The organism is Actinacidiphila rubida (assembly GCF_900110255.1).
GTDB classification, from domain to species: domain Bacteria; phylum Actinomycetota; class Actinomycetes; order Streptomycetales; family Streptomycetaceae; genus Actinacidiphila; species Actinacidiphila rubida.
Genome location: NZ_FODD01000014.1, coordinates 114,953 through 133,123 on the forward strand (window position 1 = coordinate 114,953; position 18,171 = coordinate 133,123).

The window sequence follows — 18,171 nt, forward strand, 5'->3', positions numbered from 1 at the left end:
CTCCGTGCCGCCATCGGGCAGGAGGGGCCGTCGGCCGGCCGCTTCGGGAGTCCGGGCGTCAGCCCTCGTCGCGCGTCAGGGGCCCGTGGTGCGGGCGGTGGTGGTGCCGGGGCCGTCGAGGGCGACGGCCAGGAAGCGTTCCGCGGGGACGCCGCGGATCGAGGCGTCGAGGACCTGCACGGTGTGGGCGACGGGCAGCCGGCGGCCCATGCGGGCCAGCGCGGTGCCGACCTGCATCCAGCAGCCGGGGTTGGCGGTGACCATCGCCCGTGCTCCGGTGGCGAGCACCGCGGCGGCCTTGCGGGCGCCGAGTTCGGCCGCGGGCTCGGGGTGCAGCAGGTTGTAGGTGCCGGCGCTGCCGCAGCACAGCTCGGGCTCGGCCGGCTCGCGCAGGGTCAGGCCGGGGACGGCGGCCAGCAGCGTGCGCGGCTGGGCGCGGACGCCCTGGGCGTGGGCGAGATGGCAGGCGTCCTGGTAGGCGACGGTGATCGGGAGCGGGTGCCGGGGCGCCAAGGGGCCTATCTCGGCGAGGAGTTCGGTGACGTCCCTGACGCGTGCGGCCAGCGCGGCGGCGCGCGCCGCCCAGTCGCCGGGCTCGTCGCGGAGCAGGTGCGCGTACTCCTTCAGGTGCGAGCCGCAGCCGGCCGCGTTGACGACCAGGTCATCGGCACCGTCGGCGAGTGCCGTCTCGAACGTCTCGATGAGCGTGCGGGCGAAGCCCGTTGCCTCGTCCTCGCGGCCGGCGTGCGCGGACAGCGCCCCGCAGCAGCCCTGCCCGCGGGGCACCACCACGTCGCAGCCCTCGGCGGCCAGCACCCTGACCGTCGCCGCGTTGACGTCGGGGAAGAACGCGCCCTGCACGCAGCCGGTGAGGAGGGCGACGGTGCGGCGGCGGCGCCCCGTCGCGGGCGTGCGCGCGGGCAGCGGCGCGGCCGGTCCGAGTCGCGGGGCGAGCTCCTCCATGGCCCGCAACGGCGCCGGCAGCCGGCGCAGGACGCCGGTGCGGGCCAGCAACCGGCCGAGGCGCGCGCCCTGGTAGGCGCGCAGCAGCACCCGCAGCGCCCGCAGCCGGCGCGGGTACGGGAAGAGGCCGTAGACGGCGGCGCGCAGCAGGCGTGCGGAGCGGGGGCGGCGCACGCGCCGTTCGAGCTGAGCCCGGGTCGCGCCGATGAGCTTGTCGTACTGGACGCCCGACGGGCAGGCGGTCACGCACGCCATGCAGCCCAGGCACTGGTCGAGGTGGCGGACGCTGCTCGCGTCGAACGCGTCGCCCTGCAGCCCGGCCTTCACGAGGTCGATGCGGCCGCGCGGGCTGTCCATCTCCTGGCCCCACAGGACGTAGGTGGGGCAGGTCGGCAGGCAGAAGCCGCAGTGCACGCAGTCCCCGGCCAGCGCGGCGTCGGGCGGCCGCAGCGCGTCGAAGACGGGCCCCTCGGGCAGCCCGACGCCGGGCATGCCGAGCCCGACCGTCGCGCGCCCGGCACCGCCGGCGACGGGACCGCCGTAGGGGGTGACGCCCACGCCGGGCCGGGGCGGCACGGGATCGGACGCGGACGTGTCGCCGGACCGGGGTGCGGGGCCGGACCGGGGTGCGGGATCGGGCCGGGGTGCGGGATCGGGGGTGGCGGTGGGCATCACAGTCCTCCCAGCAGCCTGCCGGGCGACAGGCGCCGCTCGGGGTCGAAGCGGTCCTTGACGCGGGTCATCAGGGGGAAGGAGTCGCCGGTGGGTCCCCAGTGCTCGGCGGCGGTGCGCGCGGGCGCGGACCCGGCGCCGGTCAGGGGGCCGCCGAGGACCACGGCCGAGCCGTCGTAGGGGGCGAGAGCGGCGCGCAGGGCCGCGAGGTCGGTGCCGGGCGGGACCGCCGCGTAGGCCACACCGGTGCAGGCGGAGGCGGTGCCGCGGGCGGGCCCGCCCGGAAGCGCGTCGAGTGCGTCGAGGACCCGCGGCAGCGCGGACGGCGCGTAGGCCAGCCGCAGGACCGTCTCGCCCTCGGGGCGCCGCCCGAACCAGCGGGGCGGTTCCTCCCCGGTGCTGCCGCCGCCCAGCAGGGTCACGGCGTCGCGCGCCTGGGCACGGACGGACGCCGCGGTGCTCTCGAAGAGCACCGCGAGTTCGCCGCCGGCTCCGGCGCCGTCCCACCGCAGCTCGGCCGCGGTGGGCGTGAGGGTGGAGCGGGCGAGGCGGGCGGCGCAGCGCCCGGCGTGCTCGCTGTCGTCGACGGGCAGGGTGACGGTGGCGCGGGCGGGCGGCAGCGGGTGCAGCCGCCACGTGGTGGAGACGACGACGCCCAGCGCGCCGTGCGCGCCGGTGTAGAGCTTGCCGAGGTCGTATCCGGCGACGTTCTTGACGACCTTCCCGCCGGCGCGTGCCACGGTGCCGTCGGCGAGCACGACGGTGACGCCGATGAGCAGGTCGCGGACGGTGCCGTAGCGCAGCCGGCGTGGCCCGGAGGCGTTGGCGCTGACGATCCCGCCGAGGGTGGCGCCGGCCTCCGGCGGGTCGAGGGCGAGCATCTGGCCGTGTTCGGCCAGGAGTTGACGCAGCGAGCCCAGTGGCACGCCGGCCTCGGCGACGACGACGAGGTCGCCCGGCAGGTACTCGGTGACGCGTGCCAGTCCCCCGGTGTGCAGCACGAGGTCGCAGGAGGCGGGCGGCGCGGCCCAGCCGGTCTTGGTGCCGGCGCCGACGGGCAGGACGGTGCCCCGCGTGCCGCGCAGCAGATCGGCGGTCTCGGCGGCGCTGACCGGACGGGCCTGCGCGGCCCCGGGCCACGCGTGGGTGCCCGGCGCGGAGTGCGGCGGCCCGGCCACCTCAGAACACCTCGCCGAGGGCGGGGTCGCGGCCGGGGTCGTCGGCCGTGCGCACACCGGGCCGCTCGCCGCAGAGGCGGGGCGTGGGGAAGAGCTTGCCCGGGTTGGCGAGTCCGGCCGGGTCGAACGCGCAGCGCAGCCGGTGCATGGTGTCGAGGTCGTCGGCGGTGAACTGGCGTGCCATCTTGGCCTTCTTCTCCACGCCGACGCCGTGCTCGCCGGTGATGGACCCGCCGGCGTCCACGCACAGGTCGAGGATCGCGAACCCGAGGTCCTCGGCGGCCTGTTCGGCGCCGGGTACGGCGTCGTCGAAGAGGATCAGCGGGTGCAGGTTGCCGTCCCCCGCGTGGAAGACGTTGGCGACCCGGATGCCCGCGCCGTCGGCGAGCCGCCCGATCTCGGTGAGGATCTCGGGCAGGCGGGTGCGCGGGATGACGCCGTCCTGCACGTAGTAGGCGGGGCTGATCCGGCCGACGGCGGCGAACGCGGACTTGCGGCCCTTCCAGATCAGGTCGCGCTCCGCCGTGTCGCGCGCGACGCGGGTCTCGAACGCGCCCCGGGCCTCGGCCAGTCGCAGCACCTGTGCGAACTGCTCGGCCACCTCGGCGGCGGGGCCGTCGAGTTCGACGACGAGGACCGCGGCGGCGCCCTCGGGGTAGCCGCAGCGCACGGCCGCCTCGGCGGCCTCGATCGCCAGCGCGTCCATCATCTCGACGGCCGCCGGCACGATGCCGGCGGCGATCACGTCGCTGACCGTGCCCGCCGCGGCCTCCACGGTGCGGTAGCCCAGCAGCAGCGTGCGGACGGTCTCGGGGGCGGGGACGGTGCGCAGGGTGACGCGGGTGGCGACGCCGAGGGTGCCCTCGCTGCCGACGAACGCGCCGAGCAGGTCGAGCCCGGGGTGCTCGGGGGCGGTCCCGCCGAGGTGCACCACCTCGCCGTCGGGCAGGACGACTTCGGCACCGGTGACGTGGTTGACGGTGAAGCCGTACTTCAGGCAGTGCGCGCCGCCGGCGTTCTCCGCGACGTTGCCGCCGATGGAGCAGACCTGCTGCGACGACGGGTCGGGGGCGTAGGCCTGGCCGTGCGGCGCGGCCTCGCGGGTGACCCACAGGTTGACGACGCCGGGCTCGACCTCGACACGGGCGTCGTCGGGCTCGACGGCGAGGATCCGCCGCAGCCGGGAGAGCACGATGAGCACGCCGTCCGCGACCGGCACCGCCCCGCCGGACAGCCCGGTGCCGGAACCGCGGGCCACGAACGGCACGCCCGCCTCGGCGCACAGCCGTACCGTCGTGACGACGGCGTCCCGGTCGGCGGCGAGCACGGCGACGGCGGGCTGCACGCGGACGGTGGCGAGCCCGTCGCAGGCGTAGGTGCGCAACTGCGCGGGGTCGGTGAGGACATGGGCGGCGCCGACGCGGTCCCGCAACCGGCGGGCGAGCAGGTCGATCCGCGCGTCAGTCATGGTCTCGCATGGCGGCTCTCCAGGCGTGGGCGACAGCGTCGATTCCACCAGTCGGTAGCCCCCTACCGAATGATGGAAGGATGCAACCGTGATGTGATCGCGTCAACCCCTCGCGGCGCGATCCGCACGCGCTGCCTCCCCGGTCACGCCTCCCGGGTCGGACCTTCGGGGTCGGGCCTCCCGTGTCAGACCTTCGGGGTCAGACCTTCGGGGTCAGACCTTCGGGATGTCGAAGTAGTGCGTGAGGAAGCCGGCCAGCTTGATGTCGCCCTTGAGCTTGAGCTTCCGGGTGAAGAACAGTGTCGGGCCGGAGGCGTTGCCGGAGACGAGCTTGAGGAACTCGGGGGCCGCCATGGCCAGGCTGAGCTGCGGGGTGCGCTCGGTGCGCTCGGACGTCACCGTGCAGGCACCCTTGGCGATGTGTGTCTCGTAGACGTCGTCGGCGCCCTCGGCGCCGGTGATCTTCCAGCGGATCAGCGCGTCGCGGTCGCCGGCCGCCGAGGGGCGGAAGCGGGTGTGCATCCGGCCGAAGACCTCGTCGAGCACCCGGCGCCGCTGCGGCCCGTCCATCAGGGCGGCCAGGCGTGCGGCGCTCAGCCCCTTCACGATCCGGGCGAACTCCTCCGGCTCCACCGAGCCGAAGTCCAGCGTTTCCAGGTCGAGATCGTCGAGCGCGGCCATTGCGGCACCCTCTTCCTTACTCCAGAGTAAGTTTACCGGGGAGTCAGGATAGGGACGGCCGGCCGCCCTGACAAGGACGGCGGGCTCCGCGTCCTCCGTACGCCCCGCCTTTCCACCGGCCGGCCGGACACCCGCCCCCCGCCCCGCCGTCGGACGCCTCCGGTTCGGCCCCGGCCGCGGTGCTCAGCGCGCGGCCGCCGCCGTGCGCCGCAGGTGCCGCAGCACGGCCAGGGCCGCGTTGTGACCGCTCATGCCGTGCACGCCGGGCCCCGGCGGTGTCGCCGAGGAGCACAGGAACACGCCGGGGCGCCGGGTGGCGTACGGGATCGCGGCCAGCCGCGGCCGCAGCACCGTCTGCAGTCCGGCGAACGCGCCGCAGGCGATGTCCCCGCCCACGTAGTTGGCGTTGCGGGCGGCCAGTTCGGCGGGACCGGTGACCGCGCGGGCCAGCACCAGGTCGCGGAAGCCGGGCGCGAAACGCTCGATCTGCCGCTCGATGGCGTCCGTGGCGTCGCCGTGCCAGGCGTGCGGGACGTGCGCGTAGACCCAGAACACGTGCTTGCCCTCGGGCGCCCGCGAAGGGTCGACGACAGACGGCTGCGAGGTGATCAGGAACGGCGTCTGGGGCGGGCGCCCGGTGACCGCCCGGGTCAGCGCGTCGCCGATCTCGGTGTACGTCGGCCCGACGTGCACCGTGCCGGCCCGGCGGGCGTCCGGCGAGGTCCACGGCACCGGACCGTCCAGCGCGTAGTCCAGCTTGAACACCGAGGGCCCGTACCGGTAACCGCGGTAGCTGTCGCCGAGGGAGGCGATCCGGGCGAGCGCCGTCGGCGAGGTGTCGAAGAGGTAGACGCGGGCCGGCGGCAGCTCGTCGAGCTTGCGCACCGTCACGCCGGTGTGGATCTCGCCGCCGAGCTCGGTCAGGTATCCGGCGAGCGCGTCGGAGATGGCCTGCGAGCCGCCGCGGGCCACCGGCCAGCCGCGTTCGTGCGCCGCGAGGGCGAACATCATCGCCATCGCGCCGGTGAACGGCTCGGTGAGCCGGCTGATGGCGTGACCGGCGAGCCCGGCGAGCAGCGCGCGCGCCCTCGGCTCGCGGAAGCGCTGGGCGAGGACCGCGACGGGCGGTGTCCCGGTGAGCCCGAAGCGCACGAAGCGGTACGGGTCGCGCGGCAGCGAGGCCCACGGCGGGCGGAAGAAGTCGGCGGCGACCGTGCTCCAGTGGCCGGTGTACGGCTCCATCAGCCGCCGGTACGCGCCCGCGTCGCGCGGGCCGAGCGAGGCGGCGGTGGCGCCGACCGAGCGGGCCAGCACGGCGGCGGTGCCGTCGGGGAACGGATGGGCCATGGGCAGCTCGGGCTGCAGCCACTCCAGGCCGTGGCGGGCCAGCGGCAGGGCCTGGAAGGCGGGCGAGCCGATGCCGAAGGGGTGCACCGCCGAGCAGGGGTCGTGCCGGAAGCCCGGCAGCGTGAGCTCCTCGGTGCGGGCGCCGCCGCCGACGGTGTCGTGCGCCTCGTAGACCTGCACCGACAGGCCGGCGCGGGCCAGTTCGGCCGCCGCCGTCAGCCCGTTGGGCCCGGCCCCGACCACGACCGCGTCGGCCACCACCGCCCGGCTCATCGCGTACCCCCCAGCATGCCGACGACGCGGCGGGCGGTCGCCGCGTCGCGCGCCACCGTGAACGGCAGCCTGTTGCCGCCGGTCACCGCGAACGGCGCGCCGCCGGACGTCAGGCTGCTGCCGCCGGCCTCCGTCGTCAGCAGCAGGCCGGCCGCGTGGTCCCAGGGGGCCTCCCAGAAGAAGGCCACGCCGTCCATCAGCCCGCGCGCCACGTCGAGGTAGGCCAGGCCGGCGCAGCTGCACGAGCGCAGCACCGCGCCCGCGGCCTCCAGCCCGGCCAGGATCCCGCGCTCGGCGGGGGTCCGGTACACCGGGTTGGACGTCCACAGCCGCAGCGGTCCGTCGCCGCCGGCCGCGGTGCGCAGCCGGGTGCCGCCGAGATGGGCGCCGCGCCCGCGCACGGCGGTCGCGAACTGGCCGCGTATCGGCGCGTACGTCCAGGAGGCGAGCGGTTCACCGCGGTGCACGAGGGCGACGAGGGTGGCGAACCCGTCCTCGCCGCGGACGAACGCCGCGGTGCCGTCGACCGGGTCGACCACCCACACCGGGGCGTCGCCGTGCAGCAGGCCGAGCAGGCCCGGGTCGGCGCTCACCGCCTCCTCCCCGACGACGACGGAGCCGGGGAGGAGAGCGGTGAGCTGCTCGGTGAGGCGCTGCTCGGCGCGCCGGTCGGCGATGGTCACCAGGTCGTGGGGGCCGCTCTTGACGGCTATGTCGCCGTCGGTCAGTGCCCGCCAGCGCGGGACGACCTCGGCGCCGACCACCTGCCTGACCACGGTCCCGACCGCGGCCAGCAGCGCGTCGTCGACGCCGTCCGTCTCGGCGGCCCCACTGGCGACCGCACCGACCTCGATGCCCATACGCCCCATCCAATCAGACCCGTGCCCCGTCCGGCCGGGCGATGCGCATCAGCACCGTGTAGAGCAGCAGCGACGAGCCCAGGCCCACCGCCCAGCCGTAGTCGGCCAGGGGTTTGAGGAACGGGACGAGCCCGTGCCGCGGGAAGGGCCCGGCGCCCGGCGCGGAGTAGGAGCCGCCGACCGCCAGCAGGCCGCCGACGCAGAACGCGACCACCGCGCGCCAGTTCCAGCCGCCGCGGTACCAGTAGCGGCCGGCCGGGTCGTACAGCTCGCCGAGCACGAGCTCGGTGCGGCGGATGATCCAGTAGTCGGCGATGAGCACCCCGGCGACCGTGCCCAGCACGCCGCCGACGACCCCGAGCCAGGTGAAGATGTAGAACTCGGGCGTGGAGATCAGCTTCCACGGGAACAGCAGCACGCCGACCGCGCCGGTGATCAGCGCGCCGGTGCGGAAGTCGACCACCTTCGGCGCCAGATGCGACAGGTCGTAGGCCGGGGACACCACGTTGGCCGCGATGTTGACGGAGATCGTGGCGATCAGCACGGTCAGCAGGGCGTACAGCAGGCCGACGGTGCTGCCGCTCTTCGCGGTCAGCGCCACCGGGTCCCACAGCGTGGTGTCCTTCGTGCCGTACACCGCCTGCGCTCCGGAGGTGACGAGCACCGACAGCAGCGCGAAGGCGGTCATGGTGGTCGGCAGGCCGAGCGACTGGCCCCAGGCCTGGGCGCGTTGGCCCGAGCCGAAGCGGGTGAAGTCGGGGATGTTCAGCGACAGCGTGGACCAGAAGCCGATCATGCCCATCAGGGCGGGGAAGAACACCTTCCAGAAGTGGCTGCCCCAGCCGAGATGCGAGGGCTGGTCGAGCAGCGGTCCCAGGCCCCCGGCCTTCACCGAGATCCAGACCAGCAGCACCACCGCGCCGACCAGGACGAAGGGCGCGGCCCAGTTCTCGAAGCGGCGCAGCGTCTCCATCCCCCGCGCGATGATGGCGAGTTCGAGGGCCCAGAAGAGCACGAAGCACAGCCAGAGCGGCCACGGGTAGCCGCCGACGCGCCCGGCGGCGGCCCAGTCGCCCGGGAACACCCGGTCGAGCAGGACGAAGATGCCCTGGCCGCCGATCCAGGTCTGGATGCCGAACCAGCAGCAGGCGACAGCCGCCCGCACGAGCGCGGGCAGGTTCGCGCCGCGCAGTCCGAACGCGGCGCGGGCGAGCACCGGGAAGGGGATGCCGTACTTGGGGCCGGCGTGCCCGGTGAGCAGCATCGGGACGAGCACGACGAGGTTGGCGACGGCGATGGTGAGGACCGCCTGCTTCCAGTCCATGCCGAGCGCGACGAGGCCGGAGGCGAGCGTCCAGGACGGGATGTTGTGGGCCATGCCGACCCACAGCGCGGTGAAGTTGTACGTGGTCCAGGTGCGGTGGGCGACGGGGACGGGCAGCAGGTCGGGGTTGGCGTAGGGCCCGGTGGGCGGGCCCGCGTCGGCGGCGAGGTCGACGCGGTCGCCCGCCCCTGCGGCTATGGCCATGGACTCACCTCGAATCGTTCATCGCAGTGCGGGAATGACGTGCTCTCCGTAGGCGTCGACGGTCGCCTCCTTCGCGTCGTGCATGTCGTAGACCGCGAACTGGTCGACGCCCAGGGCCCGTAGCGCCTCCAGCTTGGCGAGGTGCGCCTGCGGCGGGCCGATCAGGCAGAAGCGGTCGACGATCTCGTCGGGGACGAACGCGGTGTCGGGGTTCCCGGCCCGCCCGTGGTGCGCGTAGTCGTAGCCCTGGCGCTGCTTGACGTAGGCGGTCAACTCGTCGGGGACCAGGCCGGAGTGCTCGCCGTAGCGGCCGACCAGGTCGGCGACGTGGTTGCCGACCATGCCGCCGAACCAGCGGCACTGCTCGCGGGCGTGCGCCAGCGCCTCGGCGGAGTCGTCGGCGGTGACGTACGCGGGCGCCGCCACGCACACCGTCACGGACGCGGGGTCGCGGCCGGCCCGCTCCGCCGCGTCCCGCACCGACTTGACCATCCACTCGGTGAGGAAGACGTCGGCGAGCTGGAGGATGAAGCCGTCGGCCTTCTCCCCCGCCAGGGCCAGCGCCTTGGGGCCGTACGCCGCCATCCACACCGGCAGCCGGCCGTCCTCCACCCACGGCAGCCGCAGCGGGACGCCGTCCACCACGGCCTCCCGGCCCTCGGCGAGGTCGCGGATGACGTCGATGGCCTCGGCCACCCGGGCAAGGGTGTTGGGCCTGCGCCCGGCCACCCGCATCGCCGAGTCGCCGCGGCCGATGCCGCACACCGTGCGGTTGCCGTACATGGAGTTGAGGGTGGCGAAGGTGGAGGCGGTGACCTCCCAGGTGCGGGTGCCGGGGTTGGTCACCATCGTGCCGACGGTGAGCCGGTCCGTGTGGTCGAGGATCCGGCTGTGGATGACGAAGGGTTCCTGCCACAGCACGGCGGAGTCGAAGGTCCAGCCGTGGGTGAAGCCGTTGCGCTCGGCGCGCTGCATCAGGGCGATGACGTCCGAGGCGGGCGGATCGGTCTGCAGCACGAGGCCGAAGTCCATGGCGCCGCTCCTTCAGGGTCCTTAGGCGAGGTAGCTGGACAGTCCGCGCGGGACGTAGTGGCCGTGGCCGGCGCGGCCGGTGTACTCCCCCCGGTCGACGACCGTGACGCCCCGCGACAGCACGGTCTCCACCCGGCCGGTGAGCCGCCTGCCCTCGTAGGCGCTGTAGTCGACGTTCATGTGGTGGGTCCGCGCGGAGACCACCTGCTCGGCGTGCGGGTCGTAGATCACCACGTCCGCGTCGGCGCCGGGGGCGAGGGTGCCCTTGCGGGGGTACAGGCCGAACATCCGGGCCGGGGCGGCGCAGGCGATCTCGATCCAGCGGCGGCGGGTGAGGTGCCCGTCGACCACGGCCTGGTGCAGCAGGTCCATCCGGTTCTCCACCCCGGGCAGGCCGTTGGGGATCTTGGAGAAGTCGCCGCGGCCCAGCTCCTTCTGCCCGGCGAAGCAGAACGGGCAGTGGTCGGTGGACACCACCTGCAGGTCGTTGGTGCGCAGCGCCCGCCACAGCGCGGCCTGGTGCTCGCTGGGCCGCAGCGGGGTGCTGCACACGTACTTGGCGCCCTCGAAGTCCGGCTCGGCGAGGTTGTCGGTGGACAGGAACAGGTACTGCGGGCAGGTCTCGCCGAACACCGGCAGGTCCATGTCGCGGGCGGCGGCCAGTTCGGCCACCGCCTGCTCGGCGGAGACGTGCACCACGTACAGCGGGGCCCCCGCCACCCGGGCCAGCTGGATGGCCCGGTGGGTGGCCTCGGCCTCCAGCAGCGCGTGCCGCACCTCGCCGTGGTAGCGCGGGTCGGTCTTCCCCGCCGCGAGCGCCTGCTGCACGAGAACGTCGATGGCGATGCCGTTCTCGGCGTGCATCATGATCAGCCCGCCGTTGCCGGAGGCGCGCTGCATGGCCCGCAGGATCCGGCCGTCGTCGCTGTAGAAGACGCCCGGGTAGGCCATGAACAGCTTGAAGCTGGTGACGCCCTCCTCGACGAGGATGTCCATCTCCTTGAGCACCGGGTCGGTGACGTCGGAGACGATCATGTGGAAGCCGTAGTCGACGGCGCACCGCCCGTCGGCCTTGGCGTGCCACGCGTCGAGCCCGGCACGCAGCGACTGGCCGACGCTCTGCACCGCGAAGTCCACGATGGTGGTGGTGCCGCCCCACGCCGCGGCGCGGGTGCCGGTCTCGAACGTGTCGGAGGCGAAGGTGCCGCCGAACGGCAGCTCCATGTGGGTGTGGGCGTCCACGCCGCCCGGGATGACGTACTTGCCGGTGGCGTCGATCACCTCGGCGTCGGTCCAGCTCCTGGCCGCCGACGAGTCGGACGCGGCGACGGCGGCGATCCGCCCCTCCTCGACGAGGACGTCCGCGTGCACCTCGTCGGAGGCGGTGACGACCAGGCCGCCGCGGATGACGGTACGGGGGCTGCTCATACCGCGGTCCCTCCCTCCATCGTGGACTGGACCTGTTTCAGGGCGGCTTCGAGTGCCTCGGCACCTTCGTCGGCCTCGGCGACGGTGAGCGACAGCGGCGGCGCGATGCGCAGCGCGTTGCCGTCGCGTCCGCCCTTGCCGATGAGCAGGCCGTGCTCGCGCGCGGCCTCCAGCACCAGGCTCGCGGCGGTGGCCGAGGGCGCGTCGGTGCCGGGTTCGACGAGTTCGACGCCGAGCATCAGGCCGCGCCCGCGCACCTCGCGGACGATGTCCAGGCCGGCGGACACCGCCTCCAGCCGGGACCGCAGCAGGCCGCCGACACGGCGGGCGTTGCCCTGCAGGTCGTGGTCGATCAGGTAGGCGAGGTTGGCCAGCGCGCCCGCGGTGGTGATCGGGCTGCCGCCGAACGTCGAGATGGAGTTGGCGGTCAGGCAGTTCATCACCTCGGCCCGGGCCACCACACCGCCCATGGACAGGCCGTTGCCGATGCCCTTGGCGAAGGTGAGGATGTCGGGCGGCCCGGCCTGGGCGTGCGCCTGCCAGCCCCAGAAGTGCTCGCCGGTACGGCCCCAGCCGGTCTGCACCTCGTCGCTGATCCAGAGGATGCCGTGCCGGTCGAGCACCCGCTTGAACGCGGCGAGCAGCCCGTCGGGCCCGGAGGTGAAGCCGCCCACGCCCTGGATCGGCTCGGCGATGAGGGCGGCGACGGTGCCGCTCGCCTGCCCGAGCATGTCCTCGAGGTCGGCGACGCAGGCCGCGGTGAACTCGGCGTCGGACAGGTGCGCGTAGGGCCCGCGGGTGCGTACGCCGCCGTGCACGTACAGCGTCTGGAGCGGCGAGAGGCTGGTCGGCGACCACGAGGTGTTGCCGGTGATTCCGATCGCCGAGAAGGACCGGCCGTGGTAGCTGTTGCGCAGGGCCAGCACCTGGTTGGAGCGGCGGTAGGTGGTGGCCAGCAGCAGCGCGGTGTCGTTGGCCTCGGTGCCGGAGGTCGTGAAGAACACCCGGGCGTCGGGGATGCCCGACAGGCGCGCGACGCGCTCGGCGAGGTCGACGGCCTGCCGGCTGAGGTAGAGCGTCGAGGTGTGCAGGATGCGGCCGGCCTGTTCGGTGACCGCGGCGGTCACCTCGGGCAGCGCGTGGGCGGTCATCGTGGTGAGGATGCCGCCGAAGAAGTCCAGGTAGCGGTTGCCCTCCGCGTCCCAGACGTGGCGGCCCTCGCCGTGCGTCAGCTCGATCGGCCGGGCGTAGTACGTCGCCAGCCAGTCCGGCAGCACGGCGCGGTGGCGGGCGTGCAGCGCGGCATGGGAGGTGTGGGAGGCGTGGGACCCGTTCTCGGTCTCGGTGGCCATCGGCTCAGCCCTCCGTCAGGTCGCCGTAGGCGTCGGGCCTGCGGTCCCGGTAGAACGCCCAGGTCTGCCGGACCTGTTCGATGAGGCCGAAGTCCAGGTCGCGCACGAGCAGTTCCTCCTTGGTGTCGGAGGCGGTGCCGTCGACGAACTGACCGCGCGGGTCGACGAAGTAGCTGGTGCCGTAGAAGTCGTTGTCGCCGTACGGCTCCTGGCCGACGCGGTTGATCGCCGCGATGAAGTACTCGTTGGCGACGGCGGCCGCGGGCTGCTCCAGCTGCCACAGGTAGGCGGACAGCCCGCGGCTGGTGGCCGACGGGTTGAACACCAGTTGCGCGCCGGCCAGGCCGAGCGCCCGCCAGCCCTCGGGGAAGTGCCGGTCGTAGCAGATGTAGACGCCGACCCGGCCGACCGCGGTGTCGAACACCGGCCAGCCCAGGTTCCCGGGCCTGAAGTAGTACTTCTCCCAGAACCCCTTGACCTGGGGGATGTGGTGCTTGCGGTACTTGCCGAGGTACGACCCGTCGGCGTCGATGACGGCGGCGGTGTTGTAGTAGAAGCCGGACTGCTCGATCTCGAAGACCGGCACGACCATCACCATGCCCGTCTCCCGGGCCAGTTCCTGCATCCGTCGCACGGTCGGCCCGTCGGGCACCGGCTCGGCCCACTTGTAGTGCTCGGCCTCCTGCACCTGGCAGAAGTAGGGGGCGTTGAAGACTTCCTGGAAGCCGATCACTTTCGCGCCCTGGGCGGCCGCGGCCCGGACGTGTTCCTCATGTTTGGCGATCATCGACTCGGTGTCGCCGGTCCAGGTGGCCTGGACGAGGGCGGCACGCACGACATTGCTCATGAGCAGCTCCTCTGACGTGGCAGCAGCACGCCGGTTTCCGGTTCTACGCACGTAGATCCCTGTCGTGGAGACGAACGTAGAAGCCCCGAACCACTCTGACAAGAGTGCGGCCGTTACCGCCCCAAGACGTTTCGGTTTCCCACCCGGGCGACCCATTCGGCGGTCCCCGCCCCCGCCTGCCGCGTCCGGCCGGCACCCGGACCCGGGGACCCGGGGATCAGTCCACGGGGAGGCCGGCCCGGTGGAGGGCGGCCGTGAGGTCGTGGCGGCGGGAGGTGGAGATCCGTGCGGCGGCGGTGAGCAGAGGGACCGTCAGCCCGGGCTGGAGGCGGGCCACGTCGGCGACGGCTTCCGGGGGGCGCGTGCGGACCAGGGCGGAGAGCAGCCCGGCGAGGCCCGCGGCGGGCAGGGCGGCCGCCACGACCGCGATGTCCCCGGCCGGCCGGGAGACCGCCTGCTGGAGCAGCGTGCGGCACTGCGCGTCCTGGCCGTGCTCGGCCAGGGCGCGGGCGGCCGAGGCCAGTGCGTCCGCCGGCAGCGCCGCGACCTCCCACAGCAGGGTGGCGACGTCGGCGCCGTAGCCGGCCCGCTCCAACTCCCCGACCAGGTAGGGCAGTCGCCCGGACGGCCCGACGGCGGCCCGGCACAGGGCGACGTACACCCCGCCGCCCTCCCCCGCCGCCCGTAACCGCGCCAACTGCGCGACGACGGCGCGGGCCTCCGTGCTCCAGCGCGGGTCCTCGGGCGGCTCGGCGGCCCGCGGTTCGGCCGTGTCCGCACCGGCGAACCGCGCCCCGCGCGGCGTGGGTGCGGCCGGCGCCGCGGGGGCCGGCGGCGCGTCGTCGGCCGGCCGGGGCCCGGGGGTCCGCGGCGCGCCCGCGAAGCGCGCGCCGCGCGGTGCCGGTTCCCGGGGCACCGATGCGGCCGGGGGCGGAGGCGCCGCCGTCTCGTCGTCCGCGCCCGCGAAGAACCGCGCCCCCCGCGGCCGGCCGCGGCGCCCCGCCGCGGGCGCGGCGGGTCCGGGGGCGCGGGGCTCCGGCCGGGCGGGGCGGGGCCCGGGCCGCCCGTCCCCGGTCAGTGGCCCGGCGTTCGCGGTGCCCCAGGCGGGCCCCGCGGGGCGGTGGCCGAAGGCGCCGGACGCGGGGCCGCCGCCCGGGGCGGCCGCGGGCGCGGACCAGGTCCCCGCTCCGGCGGCGGCGCCCAGCGCGGCCCCCACGGACAGCAGCCGGGCCTGGAGTTCGGCGCGCCGGGCGGCTGCCCTGCGGTGGTCGTCGCGGGTCCAGGCGTGCAGGGCGGCCAGGCGGGCGCCGGCCGCGGAGTCCGGGGCGACGGCCGACGCGCGGGTGGCGGCCTCGCGGGCGCGGCGGGCGGCGTCCTCCTCCTCGCGGACGGCGGCGTCGAGGCGGGCGCGCAGGGCCGGTTCCGCCCCGGGGGCGGCGTCCCACTCGGCGGTGGCCGCCCGGTGCAGGGCACTGACGCGGGCGATCTCCGCGGCGGCGGGCGCCCGGCCGTACGCGGCCGCCGCCTCGTGCAACACGGTGTCGACGACGTCCCACGGCGGCAGTTCCGTGCCCGCCTCGTAGGCCCGCGCGGTGCCCGGTCTGCGGGCGGCGAACGCCCCGTACCAGCCCGGCTGCGCACCGAGCGCCGCGACCAGCGACCGGAAGCAGCCGGTGAAATCCGTCGTCGTCACCCAGGCATTGCACACCCGCTGCGTTACGGCGCTGCTACGGGCGGTTTTCGGCGGGCGCCCGGCTCGGCAGCCGACCTTGCAAGCCAAACTTGCAAGTCTTCCTGTCGAAGTTCTACGGTGAAGGCATGCCCGACGAGACCCCGGCCCGCACCGCGGACGAGCTGACGACCGTGATAGCGCAGCTCACCCGCAGGCTGCGGGCCGCCTCCGTGCAGGAGGAGCTGACGCCGTCGCAGACCTCGGTGGTCAGCAGGCTCAGCCGCGAGGGGCCGGCGACCACCGCGGCCCTCGCCCGCGGCGAGCTGGTGCGCCCGCAGTCGATGCGGATGACGCTCGCCGCCCTGGAGGAGCGCGGCCTCGTCGACCGGGCCCCCGACCCCACCGACGGCCGCCAGGTCGTCTTCTCGCTGACCGAGGCCGGCGTGCGGTTGCAGGCCACCAGCCGGCGCATCCGGCGCGGCTGGCTGGCCGACGCGATCGAGGCCGAGCTGAGCCCGGCGGAGCAGCACGCGCTGGCCGGGATCGTCCCGCTGCTGCAGCGGCTGGTCGCCCTGTGACGCAGCCGCAGGCGGCCGCGGGCACGGGCCTCGCGGGCGGTACCGACCGGACCGTCCCGGCCGGCGGCTTCGGCCCGAAGCTGGTCGTCCCGCTGATGCTGGGGTCGGTCCTGAACCCCATCAACTCCACCATGATCGCCACCGTCCTGGTCGCGATCGGCGGCACCTTCCACGCCGGCGCGGCCGACACGGCGTGGCTGGTGTCCTGTCTCTACCTGGCCAGCGCGGTGGGACAGCCCGCGATGGGCCGCCTCGCGGACCGGCTGGGCCCGCGCCGGGTGTTCCTGGCCGGACTGCTGATCGTCGGCGCCGCGGGCGTGGTCGGCATGCTCGCACCCGCCCTGTCCTGGCTGATCGTCTCGCGCGTGCTGCTCGGCGTCGGCACCTCGGCCGCGTACCCCGCGGCCATGGCGCTGCTGCGGACGCACTCGCACCGCATCGGGGTCCCGACGCCCCGCCCGGTGCTGGGGCTGCTGTCCCTGGCCGGCCTGTCGAGCGCGGCCGTCGGGCCGGTCCTCGGCGGCGTGCTGGCCGCGACACTCGGCTGGCGCGCGGTCTTCGCCGTCAACGTGCCGCTGGCAGCCGTCGGCTTCGTGCTGGCCGCGCTGTGGCTGCCGGGCGGCCGCGCCCCGGACCTGAAGGCGGGCGTCACGACGGCGAGCGACACGGCGGCGGGCGACACGGCGGCGAACGGCCCCGGGGAGCGGCCGTCCCGGCGCGGTTCCGCCGGCCTGGACCCGGTCGGCCTGGTGCTGTTCGCCGCGGTGCTGACCGCGCTGATGTTCTTCCTGATGCGGCTGGACGCCCCGCCGTGGCCGCTGCTCGGCGTTGCCGCGGCACTCGGCGCGGTCCTGGTCCGCTGGGAACTGCGGCGCAGCGAGCCCTTCCTCGACCTGCGGATGCTGGCCCGCAACCGCGGGCTGTCCCTGACCTACCTGCGGCACGGCATGACCTACCTGGTCATCTACTGCGTGATGTACGGCTACGCGCAGTGGCTGGAGGAGGCGCACGGCATGTCGTCGGCGCGCGCCGGGCTGGTGATGCTGCCGATGTCGGTGGCGGCGATGGGCACGTCACTGCTGGGGGCCCGCACCCGCGGCATCAGGGCGCCGCTCACCGTCGCCGGCGTGCTGCTGGTCGCGGGCGCCGGGGTGCTGCTGGTCGCCGGGCACACCACACCGGCGTTCGCGCTCGCCGCGGCCGGTGCGCTGTTCGGGCTGCCGCAGGGCTTCGCCTCGACCGGCAACCAGGCCGCCGTCTACGCGCAGGCGCCGCCCGGCGGCACCGGCAGCGCGGCCGGCCTGCAACGCACCGCGCAGTACCTGGGCGCGATCACCGCCGCTGCGCTGATCGGCCTGTTCTACGGGCAGCGCGCCTCCGACTCCGGTCTGCACGACATGGCCCTGACGTCCGGCCTGCTGGCCGTCGCGGTCCTGCTGCTGACCGTCCTCGACCGGTCGCTGCGCACCGCGCGCACCCGGTCCTGACCGGTCCCGCCGGTCCCGAACACCCCCACGGCCCCCCACACCCCACCGATCCGAACCCACTCGACACCCCCGGAGTGATCCGCACATGAGCGTCACCACCCTCGACCCCCGCACCGCGCTGGTCGTCATCGACCTGCAGCAGGGCATCGTCGCCCTCGACACCGTCCATCCCGCCGCCGAGGTCGTCGCCCGCAGCGCCGAGCTGGCGGCCGCCTTCCGCGCGCGCGGCCTTCCCGTCGTGCTGGTCAACGTGGCCGGCCTCGCGCCCGGCCGCACCGACGGCGGCGCGGGCGGTGCCGTCGGCTTCCCCGAGGGCTGGGCCGACCTCGTCAAGGAGCTGGACCAGCAGCCCGGCGACATCACGGTCACCAAGCACCAGTGGGGCGCGTTCACCGGCACTGGGCTCGACCAGGCCCTGCGCCGCCGCGGGATCACCCAGATCGTGCTGACCGGCATCTCGACCAGCATCGGCGTCGAGTCCACCGCCCGGTTCGCCCACGAGCTCGGCTACCACGTCACCATCGCGACGGACGCGGTGACCGACACCGACGCCGAGGCGCACGCCCGCTCGGTCGGCACGATCTTCCCGCGCCTGGCCGAGACGGGCAGCACGGCGGACGTCCTCGCCCAGCTCCCCGCGCCCGCCGGGGCCTGACCGCCCGCGGCACCCGCCGCACCCCGGTCACCCCGAGCCCGCGCGCCCGTCCCGGGCGCCACGCACCGAACCCCAGGCCGGCGGCCTGGGGTTCGGTGCGTGGCGGGGCGAGGCGCGACGACATTGACGCGGCACGCCCCGTCACGCCGC

15 protein-coding genes are annotated in these 18,171 nt (G+C 75.0%); 3 read left to right on the forward strand and 12 right to left on the reverse strand.

The window, feature by feature from the left end; all coding sequences use genetic code 11:
* Positions 1 to 75: 75 nt before the first annotated feature.
* The 12 genes from BMW99_RS15790 to BMW99_RS15845 all read right to left on the reverse strand — a co-directional run bounded on the left by BMW99_RS15790 (position 76) and on the right by BMW99_RS15845 (position 15,322).
* Positions 76 to 1,635: a (Fe-S)-binding protein gene (locus tag BMW99_RS15790; RefSeq protein WP_079176065.1), complete on the reverse strand. Its 1,560-nt coding sequence runs from the start codon at positions 1,633 to 1,635 to the stop codon at positions 76 to 78.
* Complete coding sequence (locus tag BMW99_RS15795; RefSeq protein ID WP_079176066.1) at positions 1,635 to 2,813, reverse strand: FAD-binding oxidoreductase; 1,179 nt, start codon at positions 2,811 to 2,813, stop codon at positions 1,635 to 1,637. Before BMW99_RS15795 ends, BMW99_RS15790 begins: the two co-directional genes overlap by 1 nt.
* Position 2,814: 1 nt before the next feature.
* On the reverse strand, positions 2,815 to 4,281 hold the full coding sequence (locus BMW99_RS15800) for an FAD-linked oxidase C-terminal domain-containing protein (RefSeq protein WP_069467557.1): 1,467 nt from the start codon (positions 4,279 to 4,281) through the stop codon (positions 2,815 to 2,817).
* A gap of 213 nt (positions 4,282 to 4,494) precedes the next feature.
* A complete protein-coding gene (locus BMW99_RS15805) occupies positions 4,495 to 4,962 on the reverse strand; it encodes an SCP2 sterol-binding domain-containing protein (RefSeq protein ID WP_075016994.1) in 468 nt (155 codons plus the stop codon).
* Between the two features lie 183 nt (positions 4,963 to 5,145).
* Complete coding sequence (locus BMW99_RS15810; protein ID WP_075016995.1) at positions 5,146 to 6,582, reverse strand: phytoene desaturase family protein; 1,437 nt, start codon at positions 6,580 to 6,582, stop codon at positions 5,146 to 5,148.
* Positions 6,579 to 7,442, reverse strand: coding sequence for an inositol monophosphatase family protein (locus tag BMW99_RS15815; RefSeq protein WP_069462369.1), 864 nt, complete (start codon positions 7,440 to 7,442; stop codon positions 6,579 to 6,581). Before BMW99_RS15815 ends, BMW99_RS15810 begins: the two co-directional genes overlap by 4 nt.
* 13 nt (positions 7,443 to 7,455) lie before the next feature.
* Positions 7,456 to 8,970, reverse strand: a complete 1,515-nt coding sequence (locus BMW99_RS15820) for an NCS1 family nucleobase:cation symporter-1 (RefSeq protein WP_069462368.1) — start codon at positions 8,968 to 8,970, stop codon at positions 7,456 to 7,458.
* A gap of 18 nt (positions 8,971 to 8,988) precedes the next feature.
* The gene (locus tag BMW99_RS15825; protein ID WP_069462367.1) at positions 8,989 to 10,002 is read right to left on the reverse strand and encodes a TIGR03842 family LLM class F420-dependent oxidoreductase; all 1,014 of its coding nucleotides are present in this window, start codon (positions 10,000 to 10,002) and stop codon (positions 8,989 to 8,991) included.
* 21 nt (positions 10,003 to 10,023) lie between these two features.
* Complete coding sequence (gene hydA, locus BMW99_RS15830; protein WP_069462366.1) at positions 10,024 to 11,430, reverse strand: dihydropyrimidinase; 1,407 nt, start codon at positions 11,428 to 11,430, stop codon at positions 10,024 to 10,026.
* Positions 11,427 to 12,782 carry an aspartate aminotransferase family protein gene (locus BMW99_RS15835; RefSeq protein WP_069462365.1) on the reverse strand — a complete coding sequence of 452 codons (1,356 nt, stop codon included), beginning with the start codon at positions 12,780 to 12,782 and terminating at the stop codon, positions 11,427 to 11,429. The genes hydA and BMW99_RS15835 overlap by 4 nt, the downstream gene beginning before the upstream one ends.
* Before the next feature lie 4 nt (positions 12,783 to 12,786).
* A complete protein-coding gene (locus BMW99_RS15840; RefSeq protein WP_075016996.1) occupies positions 12,787 to 13,629 on the reverse strand; it encodes a nitrilase-related carbon-nitrogen hydrolase in 843 nt (280 codons plus the stop codon).
* A gap of 217 nt (positions 13,630 to 13,846) precedes the next feature.
* Positions 13,847 to 15,322, reverse strand: a complete 1,476-nt coding sequence (locus tag BMW99_RS15845; RefSeq protein WP_079176067.1) for a hypothetical protein — start codon at positions 15,320 to 15,322, stop codon at positions 13,847 to 13,849.
* Between the two features lie 125 nt (positions 15,323 to 15,447).
* Here BMW99_RS15845 and BMW99_RS15850 point away from each other — a divergent pair, with 125 nt between their 5' ends.
* The 3 genes from BMW99_RS15850 (at position 15,448) to BMW99_RS15860 (ending at position 18,021) form a co-directional block, all read left to right on the forward strand.
* A complete protein-coding gene (locus BMW99_RS15850; protein WP_069467145.1) occupies positions 15,448 to 15,879 on the forward strand; it encodes a MarR family winged helix-turn-helix transcriptional regulator in 432 nt (143 codons plus the stop codon).
* Positions 15,876 to 17,366: an MFS transporter gene (locus tag BMW99_RS15855; RefSeq protein ID WP_075016998.1), complete on the forward strand. Its 1,491-nt coding sequence runs from the start codon at positions 15,876 to 15,878 to the stop codon at positions 17,364 to 17,366. Before BMW99_RS15850 ends, BMW99_RS15855 begins: the two co-directional genes overlap by 4 nt.
* Positions 17,367 to 17,451: 85 nt before the next feature.
* Entirely contained in the window at positions 17,452 to 18,021 is a 570-nt protein-coding gene (locus BMW99_RS15860; RefSeq protein WP_075016999.1) for an isochorismatase family protein, read from the forward strand.
* Positions 18,022 to 18,171 lie beyond the last annotated feature (150 nt).

Bases quoted from the DNA above. Each gene is read 5' to 3' on its own strand.
- BMW99_RS15790 (WP_079176065.1), bottom strand. From the start codon at position 1,635: ATGCCCACCGCCACCCCCGATCCCGCACCCCGGCCCGATCCCGCACCC.
- BMW99_RS15800 (WP_069467557.1), bottom strand. From the start codon at position 4,281: ATGACTGACGCGCGGATCGACCTGCTCGCCCGCCGGTTGCGGGACCGC.
- BMW99_RS15805 (WP_075016994.1), bottom strand. From the start codon at position 4,962: ATGGCCGCGCTCGACGATCTCGACCTGGAAACGCTGGACTTCGGCTCG.
- BMW99_RS15810 (WP_075016995.1), bottom strand. From the start codon at position 6,582: ATGAGCCGGGCGGTGGTGGCCGACGCGGTCGTGGTCGGGGCCGGGCCC.
- BMW99_RS15815 (WP_069462369.1), bottom strand. From the start codon at position 7,442: ATGGGCATCGAGGTCGGTGCGGTCGCCAGTGGGGCCGCCGAGACGGAC.
- BMW99_RS15820 (WP_069462368.1), bottom strand. From the start codon at position 8,970: ATGGCCATAGCCGCAGGGGCGGGCGACCGCGTCGACCTCGCCGCCGAC.
- BMW99_RS15825 (WP_069462367.1), bottom strand. From the start codon at position 10,002: ATGGACTTCGGCCTCGTGCTGCAGACCGATCCGCCCGCCTCGGACGTC.
- hydA (WP_069462366.1), bottom strand. From the start codon at position 11,430: ATGAGCAGCCCCCGTACCGTCATCCGCGGCGGCCTGGTCGTCACCGCC.
- BMW99_RS15835 (WP_069462365.1), bottom strand. From the start codon at position 12,782: ATGGCCACCGAGACCGAGAACGGGTCCCACGCCTCCCACACCTCCCAT.
- BMW99_RS15840 (WP_075016996.1), bottom strand. From the start codon at position 13,629: ATGAGCAATGTCGTGCGTGCCGCCCTCGTCCAGGCCACCTGGACCGGC.
- BMW99_RS15850 (WP_069467145.1), top strand. From the start codon at position 15,448: ATGCCCGACGAGACCCCGGCCCGCACCGCGGACGAGCTGACGACCGTG.
- BMW99_RS15860 (WP_075016999.1), top strand. From the start codon at position 17,452: ATGAGCGTCACCACCCTCGACCCCCGCACCGCGCTGGTCGTCATCGAC.